The organism is Blastococcus litoris (assembly GCF_003075095.1).
GTDB lineage: Bacteria > Actinomycetota > Actinomycetes > Mycobacteriales > Geodermatophilaceae > Blastococcus_B > Blastococcus_B litoris.
The window spans coordinates 879,311-894,736 of record NZ_QCZF01000001.1; the positions used below are offsets into that span (position 1 = coordinate 879,311).

General features: G+C 73.3%; 15 protein-coding genes, 1 tRNA gene and 1 pseudogene. 9 read left to right on the top strand and 8 right to left on the bottom strand.

Going from position 1 to position 15,426, the window contains the following annotated elements; translation table 11 throughout:
* Positions 1-9: 9 nt before the first annotated feature.
* Together DCS98_RS04400 and DCS98_RS04405 are read right to left on the bottom strand one after the other, a co-directional pair.
* The gene (locus DCS98_RS04400) at positions 10-627 is read right to left on the bottom strand and encodes a DUF47 domain-containing protein (protein ID WP_116450046.1); all 618 of its coding nucleotides are present in this window, start codon (positions 625-627) and stop codon (positions 10-12) included.
* Between the two features lie 106 nt (positions 628-733).
* Positions 734-1,297, bottom strand: a complete 564-nt coding sequence (locus tag DCS98_RS04405; protein WP_116450047.1) for a sigma-70 family RNA polymerase sigma factor — start codon at positions 1,295-1,297, stop codon at positions 734-736.
* A 96-nt stretch (positions 1,298-1,393) separates the two neighbouring features.
* Between DCS98_RS04405 and DCS98_RS04410 the strand changes: the two genes are divergently transcribed.
* The 5 genes from DCS98_RS04410 to DCS98_RS04430 are packed head-to-tail and all read left to right on the top strand — an operon-like array spanning position 1,394 to position 6,372.
* A complete protein-coding gene (locus DCS98_RS04410) occupies positions 1,394-2,038 on the top strand; it encodes a zf-HC2 domain-containing protein (protein ID WP_116450048.1) in 645 nt (214 codons plus the stop codon).
* On the top strand, positions 2,035-3,837 hold the full coding sequence (locus tag DCS98_RS04415) for a copper resistance CopC/CopD family protein (protein WP_116450049.1): 1,803 nt from the start codon (positions 2,035-2,037) through the stop codon (positions 3,835-3,837). Before DCS98_RS04410 ends, DCS98_RS04415 begins: the two co-directional genes overlap by 4 nt.
* A gap of 50 nt (positions 3,838-3,887) precedes the next feature.
* Positions 3,888-4,631 (top strand): YcnI family copper-binding membrane protein, encoded by a 744-nt coding sequence (locus tag DCS98_RS04420; protein WP_116450050.1) that lies wholly within the window; start codon positions 3,888-3,890, stop codon positions 4,629-4,631.
* Positions 4,628-5,308, top strand: a complete 681-nt coding sequence (locus DCS98_RS04425; RefSeq protein ID WP_241037146.1) for an SCO family protein — start codon at positions 4,628-4,630, stop codon at positions 5,306-5,308. Before DCS98_RS04420 ends, DCS98_RS04425 begins: the two co-directional genes overlap by 4 nt.
* Positions 5,305-6,372 (top strand): hypothetical protein, encoded by a 1,068-nt coding sequence (locus tag DCS98_RS04430; RefSeq protein WP_116450051.1) that lies wholly within the window; start codon positions 5,305-5,307, stop codon positions 6,370-6,372. The genes DCS98_RS04425 and DCS98_RS04430 overlap by 4 nt, the downstream gene beginning before the upstream one ends.
* A 19-nt stretch (positions 6,373-6,391) precedes the next feature.
* On the opposite strand, the gene DCS98_RS04435 is transcribed toward DCS98_RS04430, so the two are convergent.
* Genes DCS98_RS04435 through DCS98_RS04450 form a run of 4 tightly spaced genes read right to left on the bottom strand, consistent with a single transcriptional unit; the run spans position 6,392 to position 10,770 of the window.
* Positions 6,392-7,219, bottom strand: a complete 828-nt coding sequence (locus DCS98_RS04435) for a phosphocholine cytidylyltransferase family protein (protein ID WP_241037148.1) — start codon at positions 7,217-7,219, stop codon at positions 6,392-6,394.
* Positions 7,206-8,345 carry a CDP-glycerol glycerophosphotransferase family protein gene (locus DCS98_RS04440; RefSeq protein ID WP_116450053.1) on the bottom strand — a complete coding sequence of 380 codons (1,140 nt, stop codon included), beginning with the start codon at positions 8,343-8,345 and terminating at the stop codon, positions 7,206-7,208. Before DCS98_RS04440 ends, DCS98_RS04435 begins: the two co-directional genes overlap by 14 nt.
* Positions 8,342-9,112 carry an HAD family hydrolase gene (locus DCS98_RS04445; protein WP_116450054.1) on the bottom strand — a complete coding sequence of 257 codons (771 nt, stop codon included), beginning with the start codon at positions 9,110-9,112 and terminating at the stop codon, positions 8,342-8,344. Before DCS98_RS04445 ends, DCS98_RS04440 begins: the two co-directional genes overlap by 4 nt.
* Positions 9,113-9,141: 29 nt before the next feature.
* Positions 9,142-10,770, bottom strand: coding sequence for a mannitol dehydrogenase family protein (locus DCS98_RS04450; RefSeq protein ID WP_241037150.1), 1,629 nt, complete (start codon positions 10,768-10,770; stop codon positions 9,142-9,144).
* Positions 10,771-11,232: 462 nt separating this feature from the next.
* Here DCS98_RS04450 and DCS98_RS04455 point away from each other — a divergent pair, with 462 nt between their 5' ends.
* From DCS98_RS04455 to DCS98_RS04470, 4 genes are all read left to right on the top strand, one after another.
* Complete coding sequence (locus DCS98_RS04455) at positions 11,233-11,994, top strand: M23 family metallopeptidase (protein WP_116450055.1); 762 nt, start codon at positions 11,233-11,235, stop codon at positions 11,992-11,994.
* Positions 11,995-12,006: 12 nt separating this feature from the next.
* Entirely contained in the window at positions 12,007-12,429 is a 423-nt protein-coding gene (locus DCS98_RS04460; RefSeq protein ID WP_116450056.1) for a helix-turn-helix domain-containing protein, read from the top strand.
* A gap of 10 nt (positions 12,430-12,439) precedes the next feature.
* A complete protein-coding gene (locus tag DCS98_RS04465) occupies positions 12,440-12,853 on the top strand; it encodes a VOC family protein (RefSeq protein WP_116450057.1) in 414 nt (137 codons plus the stop codon).
* A gap of 100 nt (positions 12,854-12,953) precedes the next feature.
* Positions 12,954-13,026, top strand: a tRNA-Ala gene (locus DCS98_RS04470).
* A 200-nt stretch (positions 13,027-13,226) separates the two neighbouring features.
* Here the strand turns inward: DCS98_RS04470 and DCS98_RS24050 are convergent.
* Both DCS98_RS24050 and DCS98_RS04480 read right to left on the bottom strand, forming a co-directional pair.
* Positions 13,227-14,252 (bottom strand): annotated as a pseudogene (locus DCS98_RS24050) (tyrosine-type recombinase/integrase); the annotation flags it as partial.
* A gap of 73 nt (positions 14,253-14,325) precedes the next feature.
* Positions 14,326-14,625: a helix-turn-helix domain-containing protein gene (locus DCS98_RS04480; protein WP_116450190.1), complete on the bottom strand. Its 300-nt coding sequence runs from the start codon at positions 14,623-14,625 to the stop codon at positions 14,326-14,328.
* Between the last annotated feature and the right edge of the window lie 801 nt (positions 14,626-15,426).

Sequence of the window (15,426 nt, forward strand, 5' to 3'; positions counted from 1 at the left end):
CCATCCGGGTCAGGACTCCTTGACGGCGATCGTCTCGACGACGTTCGCGAGGTGCTCGAACGCGTCGGCCGCCTCCTCCAGCTGGTCGGCGACCTCCTTGAGCTTGAGGATCTCGAGCGCGTCGAACTCGCCGCTGTAGAGCCGGGAGAGCAGCCGGCGGTAGAGCTTGTCCGCCTCGTTCTCGATCCGGTTGACCTCGATCCAGTAGTCGGAGAGGTCCTTGAGCGTGCGCAGCCGCGGCATGGCCTCGGCGGTCGTCTGCGCACAGCGCTGCAGCAGGGCGACCTGCTGGCTCATCTCGGCCGGGAGGGTGCCCAGACCGGTGAGGATGACCAGGTCGGCGGCGGCCTCGACGAAGTCCATGACGTCGTCGAGGTTGCTGGCCAGGTTGTAGATGTCCTCGCGGTCGAACGGCGTCACGAAGCTGGTGTTGAGCTGCCGGAAGATCGCGTGCGTCGTCTGGTCCCCGGCGTGCTCGAGGTCGCGCAGCTTGTCCGCCAGCTCGCTGCGGCGCGCGTGGTCGTGGATGAACTCACTGAGGACGTCGGTGGCCGCCACGAGGTTCTCCGCGGAGGCGGTGAACAGCGGGTAGAAGCTCGAGTCCTTGGGGGTGAGGCTGAAGGGCACGCGTCGGCTCCGTATCGGGAGGGGAAACGGCCGGCGTCGTCCACGTGACGACGCATGGCCGGAGGAGAGCTTAGGTGCCGTCGCAGTAGCGGTCGCGGCGGACGGGTCAGGCGTGAGCCGCGTCGCTCTCCGCCGCGTCGTCGTCCACCCGGTCGAGGGAACCGATCAGGTCCGCCCGGGCCCGCGCGACCCGCGAGCGGATGGTGCCCACCGGGCAGCCGGCCACCTCGGCGGCCTGGGCGTAGGGCAGGCCGAGCAGCTGGGTGAGGACGAACGCCTCGCGGCGGTCGGGGTCGAGGCGGGCGAGCAGGTCGTCGACCGCCGCGCCCTCGGCGACCGGGTCGCCGCCCCGGGCGGGGGAGAGGTCCTCGAGGTCGCCGGCGTCGCGGACGAGGGTCAGGCGCCGCCGGCGGCGGGAGCGGACCGCATCGGCGCACACCCGCCGGGCGATGGCCAGCAGCCAGGTGCGGACCGACGAGCGGTTCTCGAAGCGGTGCAGCGAGGCGAAGGCCCGCAGGTAGGTCTCCTGCGTGAGGTCGTCGGCGTTCTGGCCGTCACCGAGGGCCGCGCACAGCCGCCACACGTCGGACTGGGTGGCGCGCACGAGCGCCGCCGCCGCGAGGGGGTCGCCCTCGGCCGCGTCGGCCGTGATGCGTTCCAGGTCGTCCATGTCCCGATCTTCGTCGCGCGGGGTGCTCCGGGATGTGCCGCGGAGAACATTCACCCGCCCGGGAACCGTACGCGGTCCGGGGACGACCAATGGGGCATGACGTGCTCTTCCTACCGTGAGGCCATCTCCGCCCGCCTCGACGGTGAAGCGCTCGGGATGCCGTCCCGCGAGCTCGATGACCACCTCACCAGCTGCCCCGGGTGCGCGGGCTGGGCGGGTGAGGCAGCCGTGGTCACCCGCCGCGCCCGCCTGGCCGCGGCGCCCGCCGTGCCGGACCTGACCGCCGCGGTGCTCGGTGCCCTGCCCCGCGAGCTGCCCGGCGTCGCCGCGGCGGCCCGTACGCGCCTGGCCGACTCCGCCCTCCGGCTGGCGCTGCTGGCCGTGGGGGTGGCCCAGGCGGCCTTCGTCCTGCCGGTCCTGCTGACCGGTGCCGGCGCCATGAGCGCTCCCGTGCACATGGCCCACGAGACCGGGGCGTGGAACCTCGCCGTGGCGGCGGCGTTCCTGGCCGTGGCGGCGGCTCCCCGCCTGGCCGCCGGAGCGCTCCCGGTCCTGCTCTCCTTCACCGCACTGCTCCTGCCCGTGACCCTCGCCGACCTCGGTGCCGGGCACGTGCACGTCGAGCGGGCCGTGGCCCACCTCCTGCTCCTGGCCGGTGTCTTCCTCGTCTGCACCGTGGCCTGGCGTGGGCGCCGCCGGCGCACCGTGCGCGCGCTCGCCGGCCGGCAGGTCGCGGCGTGAGGCGCTCCTGGCTCGTCGTCGTCGCGCTGCTGGCCGGCTGGCTCGCCGGCGGCGTGGTGACCGCACTGCCCGCCGCCGCGCACGCGACCCTCGTGTCGACCGACCCGGGGGAGGGCGCCCGCGTGGAGTCGGTCCCCGCCGAGGTCACCCTCGAGTTCAGCGAGGGGGTCTCGTTGGGCGCCGGGTACGCGCGGGTGCTCGGCGCCGACGGCGAACGGGTGGACACCGGTGCCGCCGCGGTCGAGGGCCGGGTGCTGACCATCCCGCTGCGAGACGGCCTGCCCGACGACGGCTACCTGGTCACCTACCGGGTCGTCTCGGCCGACTCGCACCCGATCTCCGGCGCCTACTCCTTCGTCGTGGGCGACGGCGAGCTGGTGCCGACCGCCGGGGCGGGCGCCGACGACCCCACCGATCCCGTCGTCGCCGCCGCGCTGCCGATCAGCCGCTGGGTCGGTTTCGCGGGACTCGCCCTGGCGGTCGGGGTGCCCGTGCTCGCGCTCTGCTGCTGGCCGGGCGGGTGGAGCTCGGACCGGCTGCGCCGCCTGGCGACGTGGGGGGCGGTCGCGGTGGCCGGCTCGGCGCTGCTGTCGTTCCTCCTGCAGGGCCCGTACGCGGCGGCTGCCGGTGTGGGCTCGGCGTTCGATCCGTCGCTCCTCTCGGCGACGCTCGAGTCCGAGGCCGGCTGGACGCTGCTGGCGCGGGCCGTGCTGGCCGTCGGCCTCGCGCTGGTGCTGCGCCCGGTGTGGCGCCGCGGCCGCCCGCCGTCGACCGCGCTCACGGCGGTCGCGGGGGTGCTCGCCCTCGGTCTGGTGGTCGCCACGGCGGCGATCGGGCACCCGGTGGCCGGGCCCTGGCCGGGCCTGGCGGTGGTCGTGGCGTCCGTGCACGCCGCGGGCATGGCCGTGTGGCTGGGCGGCCTGGCCGGGCTGCTCGCCGTCGTGCTGCGGCCCACGACCTCCGGCGAGGACCTGGCCTTGGTGCTCACCCCCTGGTCGCGGCTGGCGTTCGGCGCCGTCGCCGCCCTGGTGGTGACCGGAACGGTGCAGGCCGTCCGCGAGGTGGAGTCGCCGACCGCGCTGTTCGCCACGACCTACGGCTGGGTGCTGGTCGCCAAGCTCGTGCTGGTCGCGGTGCTGCTGGCCGCCGCGGGCGTCTCCCGGGTGTGGGTGCAGCAGCGCCTGGGCGTCCGGCACCCGCGGCCGGGTGGGCGCCGGACGCTGACCGCGCACGCCTTCGCCGCCGTCGGGGGCGGCGGCCCGACGGCGGCCGAGCCGGCCGTCGAGGAGCCGGCCGTCGAGGAGGTCGCGGACCTGCGCGGCCGGCTGCAGTCCGAGTCGGCCGTCGAGCACATCCCCGCCCTGCGGCGGTCGGTGCTCGTGGAGTTCGCGATCGCCGCCGTGGTGCTGGCCCTCTCCGCCGTTCTCGTCGGCACGCCGCCGGCACGGTCCGCCGTCGCCGAGCCGGTCGACGTCCTGCTCCCCCTGCAGGCCAGCAGCGGCCCGTCGGGCAGCGTCCAGCTCTCCGTCGACCCGGCCCGGCCGGGGCCCAACACCCTGCACGTCTACCTCTTCGACGACGAGGGGCGGCCCACCCAGCCGGCCGGGATCACGGTGAGCCTCAGGGAGCCGTCCCAGGAGATCGGCCCGCTGGACGTCGAGCTCGCCGCCGCCGGGCCGGGCCACTACGTCAGCGACGGGATGGACATCCCCGGCGCCGGCACCTGGACGCTCGCCGTCAGCGTCCGGCTCGACGAGTTCACCGCCACGACCGCCCGTACCGAGTTCCCGGTCCGCTGACCCGTACCTGCGGCGCCGGACCACCCAGACCCCCGATGAACAGGAGATCCATGTCCCCGCGTGCGGCCACCCGGCCCCGTCCCCTCGCCCGCGCCGTCGTCGTCCTGACGGCGCTCCTCACCGCACTCGCCGCCTCGGTCGTCGTGGCGTCGGGGGCCTCGGCCCACGTCACCGTGGCCAGCCAGGACGCCGCCCCCGGCGGGTACGGGAAGATCACCTTCCGCGTGCCGAACGAGAGCGACACCGCCAGCACCGTCGGACTGCGCATCCAGATCCCGGAGGACGCCGCGCTGGCCTCCCTGCGCACCCAGCCGATGCCCGGCTGGACGGCGACCCTGACCACCGCCGACCTCGACGAGCCCCTCGACAACCACGGGCAGGAGATCAGCTCCTACGTCTCGGTCGTGGAGTTCCGCGCCGACGAGGGCGCCGGCATCGGGCCGGGGCAGTTCCAGGAGTTCGCGCTGTCCGGCGGTCCGTTCCCGGACGCCGACCAGCTGTCCTTCCCGGTCGTCCAGCTCTACAGCGACGGCAGCGAGGCGGCCTGGATCGAGCCGACCGTGGACGGCCAGGAGGAGCCGGAGAGCCCGGCGCCCGTGCTCAGCCTCACCTCGGCCGCGTCGGGCGAGACCGCCGACGCCCCAGCCACGACAGAGGAGGACCACGATCACGCGGCCGCCGTCGAGGAGTCCCCGGGGGCGCTCGCGCTCTTCCTCGCCATCCTGGCGCTGCTGACCGGCATCGCCGGTGTCGTCCTCGGCTGGCGGGCGACGCGTCGTACCGTGTCCTCGTGAGCTCCGCCCTCGGCGGCCGCCTGCGTCCCGCGCTGACGGCCCTGTCCCTGGCCGCCGTCGTCCTCCTCAGCGGCTGCGGTGACGAGGCGACCGCCGGGGACGGACCGCACGCCGGCGGGCACGAGCACTCCGACGCCCCGGCCGCGGTGGAGGGGCCCGACGACGTGTACGCCGGGCTGGACCTCGCCGAGCCCTACCGGCGGCCGCAGTTCACGCTGACCGACACGACCGGGGCGCCGTTCGACTTCACTGCCCTCACCGCGGGCAAGCCGACGCTGCTGTTCTTCGGCTACACCAACTGCCCCGACGTCTGCCCGACCACGATGGCCGACGTCGCGGTCGCCCTGCGCGGCCTGGACGCGGCAACGCTCCAGGACCTGCAGGTCGTCTTCGTCACCACCGATCCCGCGACCGACACCCCCGAGGTCCTGGGGGAGTACCTCGACCGCTTCGACGCCGACCTGCCCGTCGCCTTCACCGGGCTGACCGGCGACCAGGAGGCGATCGACCAGGCGCAGCTGTCCACCGGCGTGCCGCTGGCCGAGGACCAGGGCCGGCTGCACTCCTCGCTGCTGCTGCTGTACGGCGCCGACGACGAGGCCCACGTCGCCTTCGACGCCGGCAACACCTCGCGCGATATCGCCACCGACCTGCGACTGGTCGCGGAGGGGACGTGAGCCGGGTCGCGGCCCGGCTGCTCGTCGTCCTCGCGGGCCTGCTCGCGGCCCTCGCGGTGGCGGGCCCGGCCGCGGCGCACGTCGGGGGCGGGGCCGCCGGCAGCAACTACGACGCCCGGGTGCTGGCGGTGACGCCGGAGGTCCCCGGACTCACCGTGCGCGTGCTGCAGTTCGGGGACGAGCTGGAGCTGGTCAACGAGACTGGCAGCGAGGTCGCCGTCCCTGGTTACGACGGCGAGCCCTACCTGCGGATCGGGCCGGACGGCGTCTGGCGCAACGCCAACAGCCCGGCGACCTACATCAATCTCGACCGGTATGCCCAGGTCGACCTGCCGGACAACGCCGAGCGCGGGGCGGAGCCCGACTGGGTGCAGGTCTCCACCGAGCCGTCCTACGCGTGGCACGACCACCGCACGCACTGGATGAGCGCGAACGTGCTCCCGCCGGCGGTCGCGGCCGACCCCTCCGAGGCGCACACGGTCTTCGAGTGGACCGTGCCGCTGGAGCACGACGGCACCGACATCCAGGTCGCCGGAGAGCTGACCTGGACGCCGCCGCCCTCGCCCTGGCTGGTCTGGCCCGCCTACGCCGCGCTGGCGCTGCTGGCGGTCGCGGCCGGCCTGCTGGTCCGGGGCCCGCGTCCGCTGGGCGCGCTGCTGCTGGTGGGGGCCGGCGCCGGGCTCTGGCACGCGGCCGCCACGCCCGAGCCGCCGGTCAGCATCTCCTCGCACGCCGGCGCGATCGTCTCGGCGCTGCTGCCCGCGCTCACCGCCGTGCTGGTCGGCGTGCTGGGCTTCCGCGCCTCCCGGCGCGGGCGGGGCGCGATGACCGGGCTGTTCGCTGTCGTCCTGGGCTGGCTGATGCTGGTGCAGGGGCTGCCCGACCTCGACGTGCTGTGGACTGCGAACGTGCTGTCGAACGGCCCCCAGGTGCTGGCCCGGGTGGCCGTGGCGCTGCTGCTCGCGCTCGGCGCGGGCTTCGTGGTCGGGGGGATCGCGGCGGTCCGCCGCTTCCGGGAGACCGCGTCGCCGGACGGGCCGGAGCGCCCGGTCCCGGTCGGCTGACCGGGACCGGACGCCGAGCTCAGCCGACCTCGGCCACCGCGGGGACGTCGTCGACCACGTGGTTGAGCGGCCCCGGCAGCAGGCTGTTGGCGCGGTGCAGGTCGGTCTCGAAGTCGACCTCGACCGCGGCGAACTGCGAGATGTCGAGCGGCCGGAAGCGCAGGCCCCGCTGCTCGATCGCGGTCTCCATGCCGCGCTCGAAGTAGTCCTGCAGGTCGCAGGCGGCCAGGTGCTCGATCAGCGCCGGCTTGTCGGCGGCCGACACGAAGTTGATGCCCACCGCCTCACCGAGCCCGCCGACCACCGTCTTCGAGAGCTCGCGCACGAACCCGTCGCCGTCCAGGGTGTACTTGACCTCCTCGTCGGCCACGGTGTTCGTGTCGACGCAGACGAAGCTCTGGTCCGCCTTCAGCCACGGGAGCGCCAGCTCCAGCACCGCCGGGTCGAAGACGACGTCCCCGTTGAGCCAGAGGACGCCGCCCTCGTGCGAGTTGCGCAGACCGCGGAGCAGGCTCTTGGAGGTGTTCGTCGTGGCGAAGTCCGGGTTGTAGGCGAAGGTCAGGTCCGGCGCCGCCTGCATGATCATCTCGCAGCGGTAGCCCACGACCGCGGTGATCGGCACCTCGGCGCCGAGGACCGCCCGCAGGCCGTCGAGCTGGCGCTGCAGGATGCTGCGCCCGTCGTGCAGCGGCGTCAGCGGCTTCGGGTGGTCGCGGCCGAGGCGGGTGCCCATGCCGGCCGCGAGGACGACCACCTGCAGCGGCGTCTGGGCCGGCTGCAGCCGCGCAGATCGGGAGGTGGACCGCCCACGCAGGACGTTGCTCAGAACTCGGTCAGAGGTCCGCACGGTTCTCATCTCCCTCGGTTGTCCAGCCGGCGCCCCGTGCGCCGGGCGGGAAGAGCAGGTCGAGCACGCGCTGGGTCGCAGCGCCGTCCTCGAGGTGGGTGAACTCCTGGCGGAACCGGGCGTACCGGTCCGCCGTCCGTGTCGCGATGGAGTCGATGTCGGCGATCGCCGCCACGAGCTCCTCGCTGGTGTGCAGCAGCGGCGTCGGCGCGGCCTCGGCCAGGTCGAAGTAGAAGCCGCGCAGCTCGTCCCGGAAGTAGTCCAGGTCGTAGGTGAAGAAGAGCAGCGGCTTGCCGGTGATGGCGAAGTCGAACATGGTCGACGAGTAGTCGGTGACCATCAGGTCGGCGGCCAGGTAGAGGTCGCGGATGTCGGGGTGGCTGCACACGTCGCGCACGGCCGACCCCTCGGTGATGTCCAGCCGGTCCATGACCATGTTGTGCAGCCGCAGGAGCAGCACGTGGTCGTCGCCGAGGCGCTTGCCGAAGTCGTCGAGATCGATGGCGAACTCGAAGTCCTGCGGCCCGGTCTTGTTGAACACCAGGTCGTCGCGCCAGGTCGGGGTGTAGAGGACGACCTTCTGGTCGTCCCCGATGCCCAGGTCGGCGCGGACCGCGGCGCGCACCTCACCGGCCTGCGAGGAGCTCAGCAGGTCGTTGCGCGGGAGCCCCGTCTCGTGGATCGGCCCGGTGAAGCCGAACGCCTTGCGCAGGCGCTCGGTGGACACCGCGTTGGGGGAGAGCAGCAGGTCCCAGCGGGCGATGTCCTGCTCCAGGTAGGACAGCCGGCCCTCGGGCGCCCACAGCACGTCGTTGTGGATGCGCTTGAGCATCGTGCCGTGCCAGGTCTGCAGGTACGTCGTCCCCGGGCGCTTGTCCCAGTCCAGCGGGATGTGGTCGTTGGAGACGACGACGTCGGCGGCCTCGAGCGCCGCGATGCACTCCGGGCTCCCGAACTCGACGGTCGTGACGTCGGCCGGGAAGGTGCCCCTCAGGTGGGGCGCGGCCAGCCAGGTGTGCGCGGCGCCGGCGGCCGGGCCGTCGGACCCCTGGGCGAGCAGCGCCTCGTAGATCGCCCGCGGGCTGTCGGAGAAGTGCCCGCGGAACGCGCTGTAGACGATGTTCACCGGGCCGCTCCCGTCGCCAGCACGTCGTCGTCGCGACGGGCGAGCAGCAGGTCTGCGATCTCCTGCCAGGAGGAGACGACGGCGAGGACGCCGGCCGCCTCGAGGGCCGCGGCGCGGTCGGCCCGCTCCTCCGGGGCGACGAACAGCAGGTTGCCGATGGTCGGGCAGCCGGCCGCCACGGCGGACTGCGCGCCGGGCAGGGAGTCCTCGACCGCCAGGCCCTCCTCCGGACGGATGCCCAGCTGCTCGCAGGCGTGCAGGTAGACGGCGGGGTCGGGCTTGCTGGTCGGCGTCGGGAGGGAGTCCTCGGCGCTGAAGCGGCGGGCCGGCGGGATCAGCTCGTCCAGGTCGGTGGCGGTGAAGCAGGCGGCGAGCCGGGCCAGGGCGCTCGAGCTCACCGCGGCGAGCTCCAGGTGCGCGGCCATGGTTTCGAGCGCGGCGGACGTCGCGGCGTGCGGGCGCAGCGTGCGGCCCAGGTGCTCGGTGACCGCCCGCTTCTCCTCCTGGACCCACGGCTCGACGTCGACGTCCGGGACACCGGCCTCGGCGGCCAGGCGCTGCGCGGTGGACCGGAAGTTCAGCCCGGTCGCCGCGAGGCGGAGCTCCGGGGCGGTGAACCGGCGGTCGCTGCCGATGGACGCGAGGAACGCGTTGGTGACCTCGACGGACGCGTCGAAGGCCGGCTCCTCGGACGGGAAGAGGTTGCCGTCGGCGTCGCAGAGCAGGAAGCGCACCTGCTCGAGCAGCGGCGTCGGGACGGGCGGCATGGGTGGGTTCTCCCTCGGGTCGTGGTGGCTCACGGGCGGAACCTGTCGGACGGGTGCAGCGCCGCGGCCACGGCGACGCGCACCCCGTCGTGCTCCAGGCGGTCCAGTGCGGCGGCGAGTTCCGCGACGAAGACGGGGTCCTCGCCCAGGTCGCCGAAGATCGACCGGACGCCGAGCAAGGGCCGCGGGTCCGTGCCGCCGGCGCGGGCGAGCGTCCGGAGCTCGTCGGCGCGCGGGTCGTCGATCGCGACCGGCCGACCCTCGAGGTCGGTCCCGCGCAGGTAGCGGAACCAGGCGGCGACGGCGACGGTGAGCAGGGCGTGCGGCCGGCCGGCGTCGAGCGCCTCCCGCAGCGAGGGCAGCAGGTGGTGCGGCATCTTCGTCGAGCCGCGCCGGCACAGGCGGTAGAGCTGGTCGGCGATGGCCGGGTTGGCGAACCGCTTGAGCAGGGTGGCCTTGTAGGCGGTCAGGTCGATGCCGTCCGGCGGGGGCAGGAGCGGCGTGACCTCGACGTCCATGAGCTGCGCGACGTACTCGGCCAGCAGCGGATCGGCCATGACGCGGTCGATGCTGCTGTGCCCGGCCAGGGAGCCGAGGTAGCCGAGGGCGCAGTGGCTCGCGTTGAGCAGCCGCGTCTTCATCAGCTCGTAGCCGGCCACGTCGTCGACGAAGCGCACGCCGACGACGTCCAGCGGGGGGCGGCCGTTGCAGAAGTCGTCCTCGATGACCCACTGCGAGAACGGCTCGGTGATGACCGGCCAGTTGTCGTCGACGCCGTAGCGCTGGGCCACCGCCTCGCGCTGCTCCGGGGTGGTGTGCGGGGTGATGCGGTCGACCATGCTGCTCGGGAAGGACACCCGGTCGGTGATCCAGCGGGCGAGCACCTCGTCGCGCAGCCGGGCGAAGCCGACGATGGCCGCCCGGGCGGCGTCCCCGTTGCGGTGCATGTTGTCGCAGGAGACGACGGTGAACGGGGGCAGGCCGGCGCGGCGGCGGCGGTCGAGCGCCTCGACGATGAAGCCGAAGACCGTGCGCGGCCGGTCGGTCTCCGTGAGGTCCCACCGGATGTCGGCGTCGTCGGCGTCGAAGGTGCCGGTGTCGGGGCAGAGCCGGTAGCCGCTCCCGGTGATGGTCAGCGAGACCATCCGGGTGCGGGGGTCGGTCAGGACGTCGAGGACCGTGCCGGGGGCGTCCGGCGCGAAGTGGTAGTCGAGCATCACGCCGACGACGCGGGCGCGCTCGCCGTCCGGGCTGCGCTCGACGACGGTGTAGAGGTGGTCCTGGGGAGCCAGGGCGTCCTTCATGTGCCGGCTGTGCAGGCCCACGCCGACGACACCCCAGCCGGTGCTGATGCCGCGCTCGGCCAGGTCGTCGAAGTACAGGAGCTGGTGCGCCCGGTGGAAGCCGCCGACGCTGAAGTGCACGACGGCGGGGGTCAGCGACGCCCGGTCATAGGTGGGGACGATCAGCTGCTCGTCGTGCTGGCCGAGGGTCCGGTCGGCCAGCGGCCGGATGGAGGTGGCCGAGGCGGCGACGTTGGGGAGGTGGGCGAGAGCGATCTCGGTGGCCGTCGGTGCGATGTGCGAGGTCGTGGTCGGGAGCTCTGCGGGTCCGAGGCCCTGGCTCTGGGGGAGGGAGAAGATCTCCGCTTGGGTCAAGGCATCCCTCCGTCTGGTCGTCTGTGGGCACGGCTCATCGCAGCCGTCCCAGTTTCGGGCCGACGGTGATCAGCAGTACACGGGTCCGGCGGTCTCCCGCGCAATGGCTCGGACGCCCATCCCGCTCACCGGACGCCGAATCGTTAGACGCGGGAGCGGCGCGGGTTTTCACGCCGGAGGTCCAGACTGCCCGCTGGGCGGGTCGGCCAAACGCCACCGCCACCCGCACGGGTGTACGCGGGCGGGGCCGTGTGGGGAGGAGCACAGGCCGGCGTCCGCATCGCCGCCGAATGACATCGGTGTCAGTAACGCCTGTGACTCACGAGGCGTGTGAGGCAGCTCGCACGGCGTGTCCTGACGGACGCGCCGCACGCCGGGTTACGAGCGGATCACGGAATGTTTGGATGGGCGGTAGCCGAACTTCCCCTCCGGCTTCTCCTCCGCACACGATCGGGCAGGTGCATGCGCGCACGTTCCGAGGCCCCCACGGACCTCCTGACCGCGGTCCGTCCGGCCGCTCGTCACGGCGCTCCCACGCGCAGCCGCACCGCCCCGAGGGTCACCCGCCGGCCGGCGTTGCTGCTGAGCGCGCTCCTGGCCGGGGGTGTCGCGGCCGCGGGCCTCGGGCTGCACAGCGCCCCGGCTGCATCCGCCGAGGCGACCTCGGTGCTGGAGGCCCAGCAGGAACTGCTCGGCAGCGAGGAGGGCCTCGAGGTCAAGCCGCAGGCGTCGGTCACCGTGGCGGAGGCCCAGGCCCGGCTGGAGGAGGTGGCCGCCTCCCGCGCGGCCCGCGCCGAGGCCGAGGCGCAGGCCCGCGAGGCCGCGCGGCCCAAGTTCGTGCTGCCGATCAACGGCGCCCGCCTGACGAGTGGCTTCGCCAGCCGGTGGGGCACCTTCCACTACGGCATCGACCTGGCGGCGCCGATGCGCACGCCGGAGTACGCGGCCGGTGACGGCGTCGTCCTGCGGGCCGGTGCGGCCAGCGGCTTCGGCCTGGCGGTCTACATCCTCCACGAGAACGGCGACGTCACCGTCTACGGCCACATGGACTCGATCCTCGTGGAGCCCGGTCAGTACGTGGAGGCCGGCGAGACGATCGCGCTGCTCGGCAACCGTGGCCAGTCGACCGGCCCGCACCTGCACTTCGAGGTGCACAAGGGCGGCGAGGACGGCGAGCGGATCAACCCGATCCCGTGGCTGGCGGAGCGCGGCGTCCGCGTCTGATCTGATCACCGCGTGAGCGGCGCCGTCGAGGACTCCAACCGGCGGATGCTCCGGGCACGCGACGCCATGGACGCGCGGTACGCCGAGCCGCTCGACGTCCCGACCCTGGCGTGGCTCGCGCACGTGTCGGAGGCGCACTTCATCCGCACGTTCCGGGCCACGTTCGGCGAGACGCCGAACCGGTACCTGCAGCGACGGCGCGTCGAGCGGGCGATGTTCCTGCTGCGCTCCGGCGACCGGAGCGTCACGGACATCTGCATGGACGTCGGGTTCAGCAGCCTGGGCACCTTCAGCCGGGTTTTCCGGGAGATCGTCGGGGAGCCGCCCTCGCTCTACCGGCAGCGCGGGCCGCTGCCGCCGGTGCCGACGTGCTTCGCCATGCGGTGGGCCAGACCGAGCAGTTTCGGAGAAGCGCCGGGGGGTGACGCTCCCTAGCGTTCTCCCCATGCTGACCTCGATCACCATCACCCAGATCTACGTGCCCGACCAGGACGCCGCGCTCGACTTCTACGTCGGGAAGCTCGGCTTCGAGGTCCAGGCCGACATGAACTTCGGCCCGATGCGCTGGCTCACCGTCAACCTGCCGGGCCAGCCCGACCGCGCGGTGCTCCTCGAGAAGCCCGGAGCGCCGTCCATGAGCGAGGAGACCGCCGCCCAGGTGCGCGAGGCCATCAGCAAGGGCGTCGCCGGGGGGCACCTGTTCTTCGCCTGCGACGACGCCTACAAGACCCACGCCGAGCTCAAGGCGAAGGGCGTCGAGATCACCGAGGAGCCGGTCGACCAGCCCTACGGCATCGACTTCGGCCTCCGCGACCCGTTCGGCAACCACATCCGCATCGCGCAGATGAAGCAGCCCTGAACCCGTCCTCCCGGTGGCGGCGCCGCCACCCCTGCGCGGGTCCACGCGGGCGGGCCTGTACAGTTGCTCCCGGCTCGGACACACCAGACCGGGCACGCAAGGGGCTGTGGCGCAGCTGGTAGCGCACCACACTGGCAGTGTGGGGGTCAGGGGTTCGAGTCCCCTCAGCTCCACCCCGATGACCAGGCCGTTCCCCTTCTGGGGAGCGGCCTGAGTCGTCTCTGGTGGCAGTTGTGGTGGCAGTTTGCCTACCCTTAGCTAGCAGCAGCAGGGCGCTCATCCGGTCGGCGGCTTCGCGCGCCAGGGCCGGCATGACGTGGCTGTAGATGTCCATCGTCGTGCGCATCTGGCTGTGGCCGAGCAGCTCCATGACCACCCGGGGGTGGACGTTCTCGCTCAGCAGGAGCGTCGCGGCGGTGTGCCGGCCGTCGTGCAGCCGGACGTGGCGGACGCCGGCCGCCTTGAGCAGCCGGGTCCAGTCGTCGTGGTCGGTCTTCTTGTCGATCGGCCGGCCGTTGGGCTGAGCGAAGACCAGGTCCTCGTCGTGCCACTCGGAGCCGGCCAGCATCTGCTCGCCGAGCTGCGCGGCCTTGTGACGGTGCAGCTCGTCGACGAGAGGCATCGGCAGCGCGAGCGTGCGCTGGCTGCGGCGGGTCTTGGGCTCCTCGTAGATCAGCCCGCCGCCGCGGACTCGGTGGATGCTCCGCCGGACCGTCAGCGTGCCCGTGAGCAGGTCGATGTCCTTCCACTGCAGCGCCAGGGCCTCGGACTGCCGCAGGCCGAGGGCGAGGGCGACGGTCCAGCGGGCGTAGTTGCGGACGTGAGCCGCTGCCGCGAGGACGGCGCGGGCCTCGCCGAGGTCGAGGGCGGTGGCGATGTCGCTCGGGCGCTGTGCGGGCGGGTCGACGAGGGCGGCGACGTTGCGTGGAACGTGCCCGCGCTGGACGGCGACGGTGAGCGCCCGGGACAGGATGCGGTGATGGCGCAGCACGGTGGCGGGGGAGTAGCCGGCGTCGAGGAGCGCGGTGTAGAGCTGGTCGAGGTGCTCGGGGCGCAGCCGGTCGAGGCGGTGCCGACCGAGGCCGGGGACCAGGTGCTTGCGGACGGCGGACTCGTAGCTCTCCAGCGTCCGCTGCCGCACCCGGCGCGGGGCGATGGTGGTGAGCCAGTGCTCCAGCCAGTCGGCCACGGTCGGGGTGGAGACGGCGCTGAGGGTGCCGGCGTCGCGCTTGCGCTCCAGGTCGCGGACTTTCGCGACGACCACGGCCCGGGTCTTGCCGGTGACGTGCCGGCGGTCTGGCTTGCCGGTGAGGGTGAAGCCGACGGAGACGTAGCCGTGCCACCGCCCGTCGGCGTCCTGGTAGATCGTCGACTCACCGTTCGCTGAGCGCCCTGCCATCGGTCACCCCTGGGTCGTGGGCTGGAGTGTCAGTTTGGCCGAGCGGTCCGACACCGGCGGAGCGGTTGTGGACTCACGCGGCATCGGGCGACGTCGGGTCCAGTTCGAAGAGTCCGCGCTGGTCCGTGGTGGTCACGGACCGGCGCAGCGCGCGAGGAGCGGTGCGGGGAGCTTCCAGGCCGCGAACGTAACGTTCGAGCTCGCTGCGGGAGAGACGGCAGCTCCGGCCGATGTGGACGGGGTGCAGGTCGCCCGCCTTCATCAACGCGTAGACCGTCGTGCGCCCGAGGCGGAGCACCGTGGCGGCCTCCTCGGGTGTGAGGAGCAGCGGGTCGCTGGAGACCGGCTCCCGAGGTCGCTGCGTGTCGCTCATGTCGCCCTCCTCGTCGCGTGGCACCGTGCGCCGGCGTCCGGCGCCGCACGCCCACCTGGAGAAGGCGCCATATCCGGCCGTTTGGTGACGGTGCCTGGCGAAGTTCCTGTTTTTCTCCAGTCCCTGCTGTCCGAGCTCCCGATCGCCTGGGTCCGACGTTCGTCGGCTTGCTGGGTCTCCTGACCTGCTCCGGCGCGTCTCCGGTTCTCCTCCAGGCCGGCTCGGCGTGCTGGGCGTAGATCATGCGCGCGGGCACCCATGGCGCACGAGTTCCCATCGCCTGTCCCTTGATCACCACCGATCCGGCCGTGCTGAGCGGCCAGGCGGTGATCGCCGGCACCGCGCGTGCCCGTCAGCGTGGTGCTCGACTGCTTAGCTGCCGGAATGAGTCCGCAGGAGATCGTTGCGGAGTTCCCGACACCCGTCCTCGGAAGGCGTCCAGACGGCCGCCGCGTACGGGGCGCTGCTGGCCCGCGAGGAACTGGTCCCGCTGGGCCCCGAGTGAAGGTCACGCTCGACGAGAACAGCCCTCGCTCAGTTCGCCAGGTGCTCATCGCTCGCGCCGCCCGCGACAGCACAGTCACACCTTCGCCTTGGCTGCGCGCTCGATCCTCGCCTGCGCCTCCTTGTCCGCGCCTCTCTCAGCTGCCCGACCGGACAAGATCACGAGCCGACACACCTCATGCATCTGCGGTAATGAGGTGCTCCGTCACCCCTGGCGGGGCGCTCGCGGGCGTCACCGGCGAGGCTCCACCTCATGCTGCTGTTCGGATGGCTTCCGCAATGACTGCCCGCCGGTGA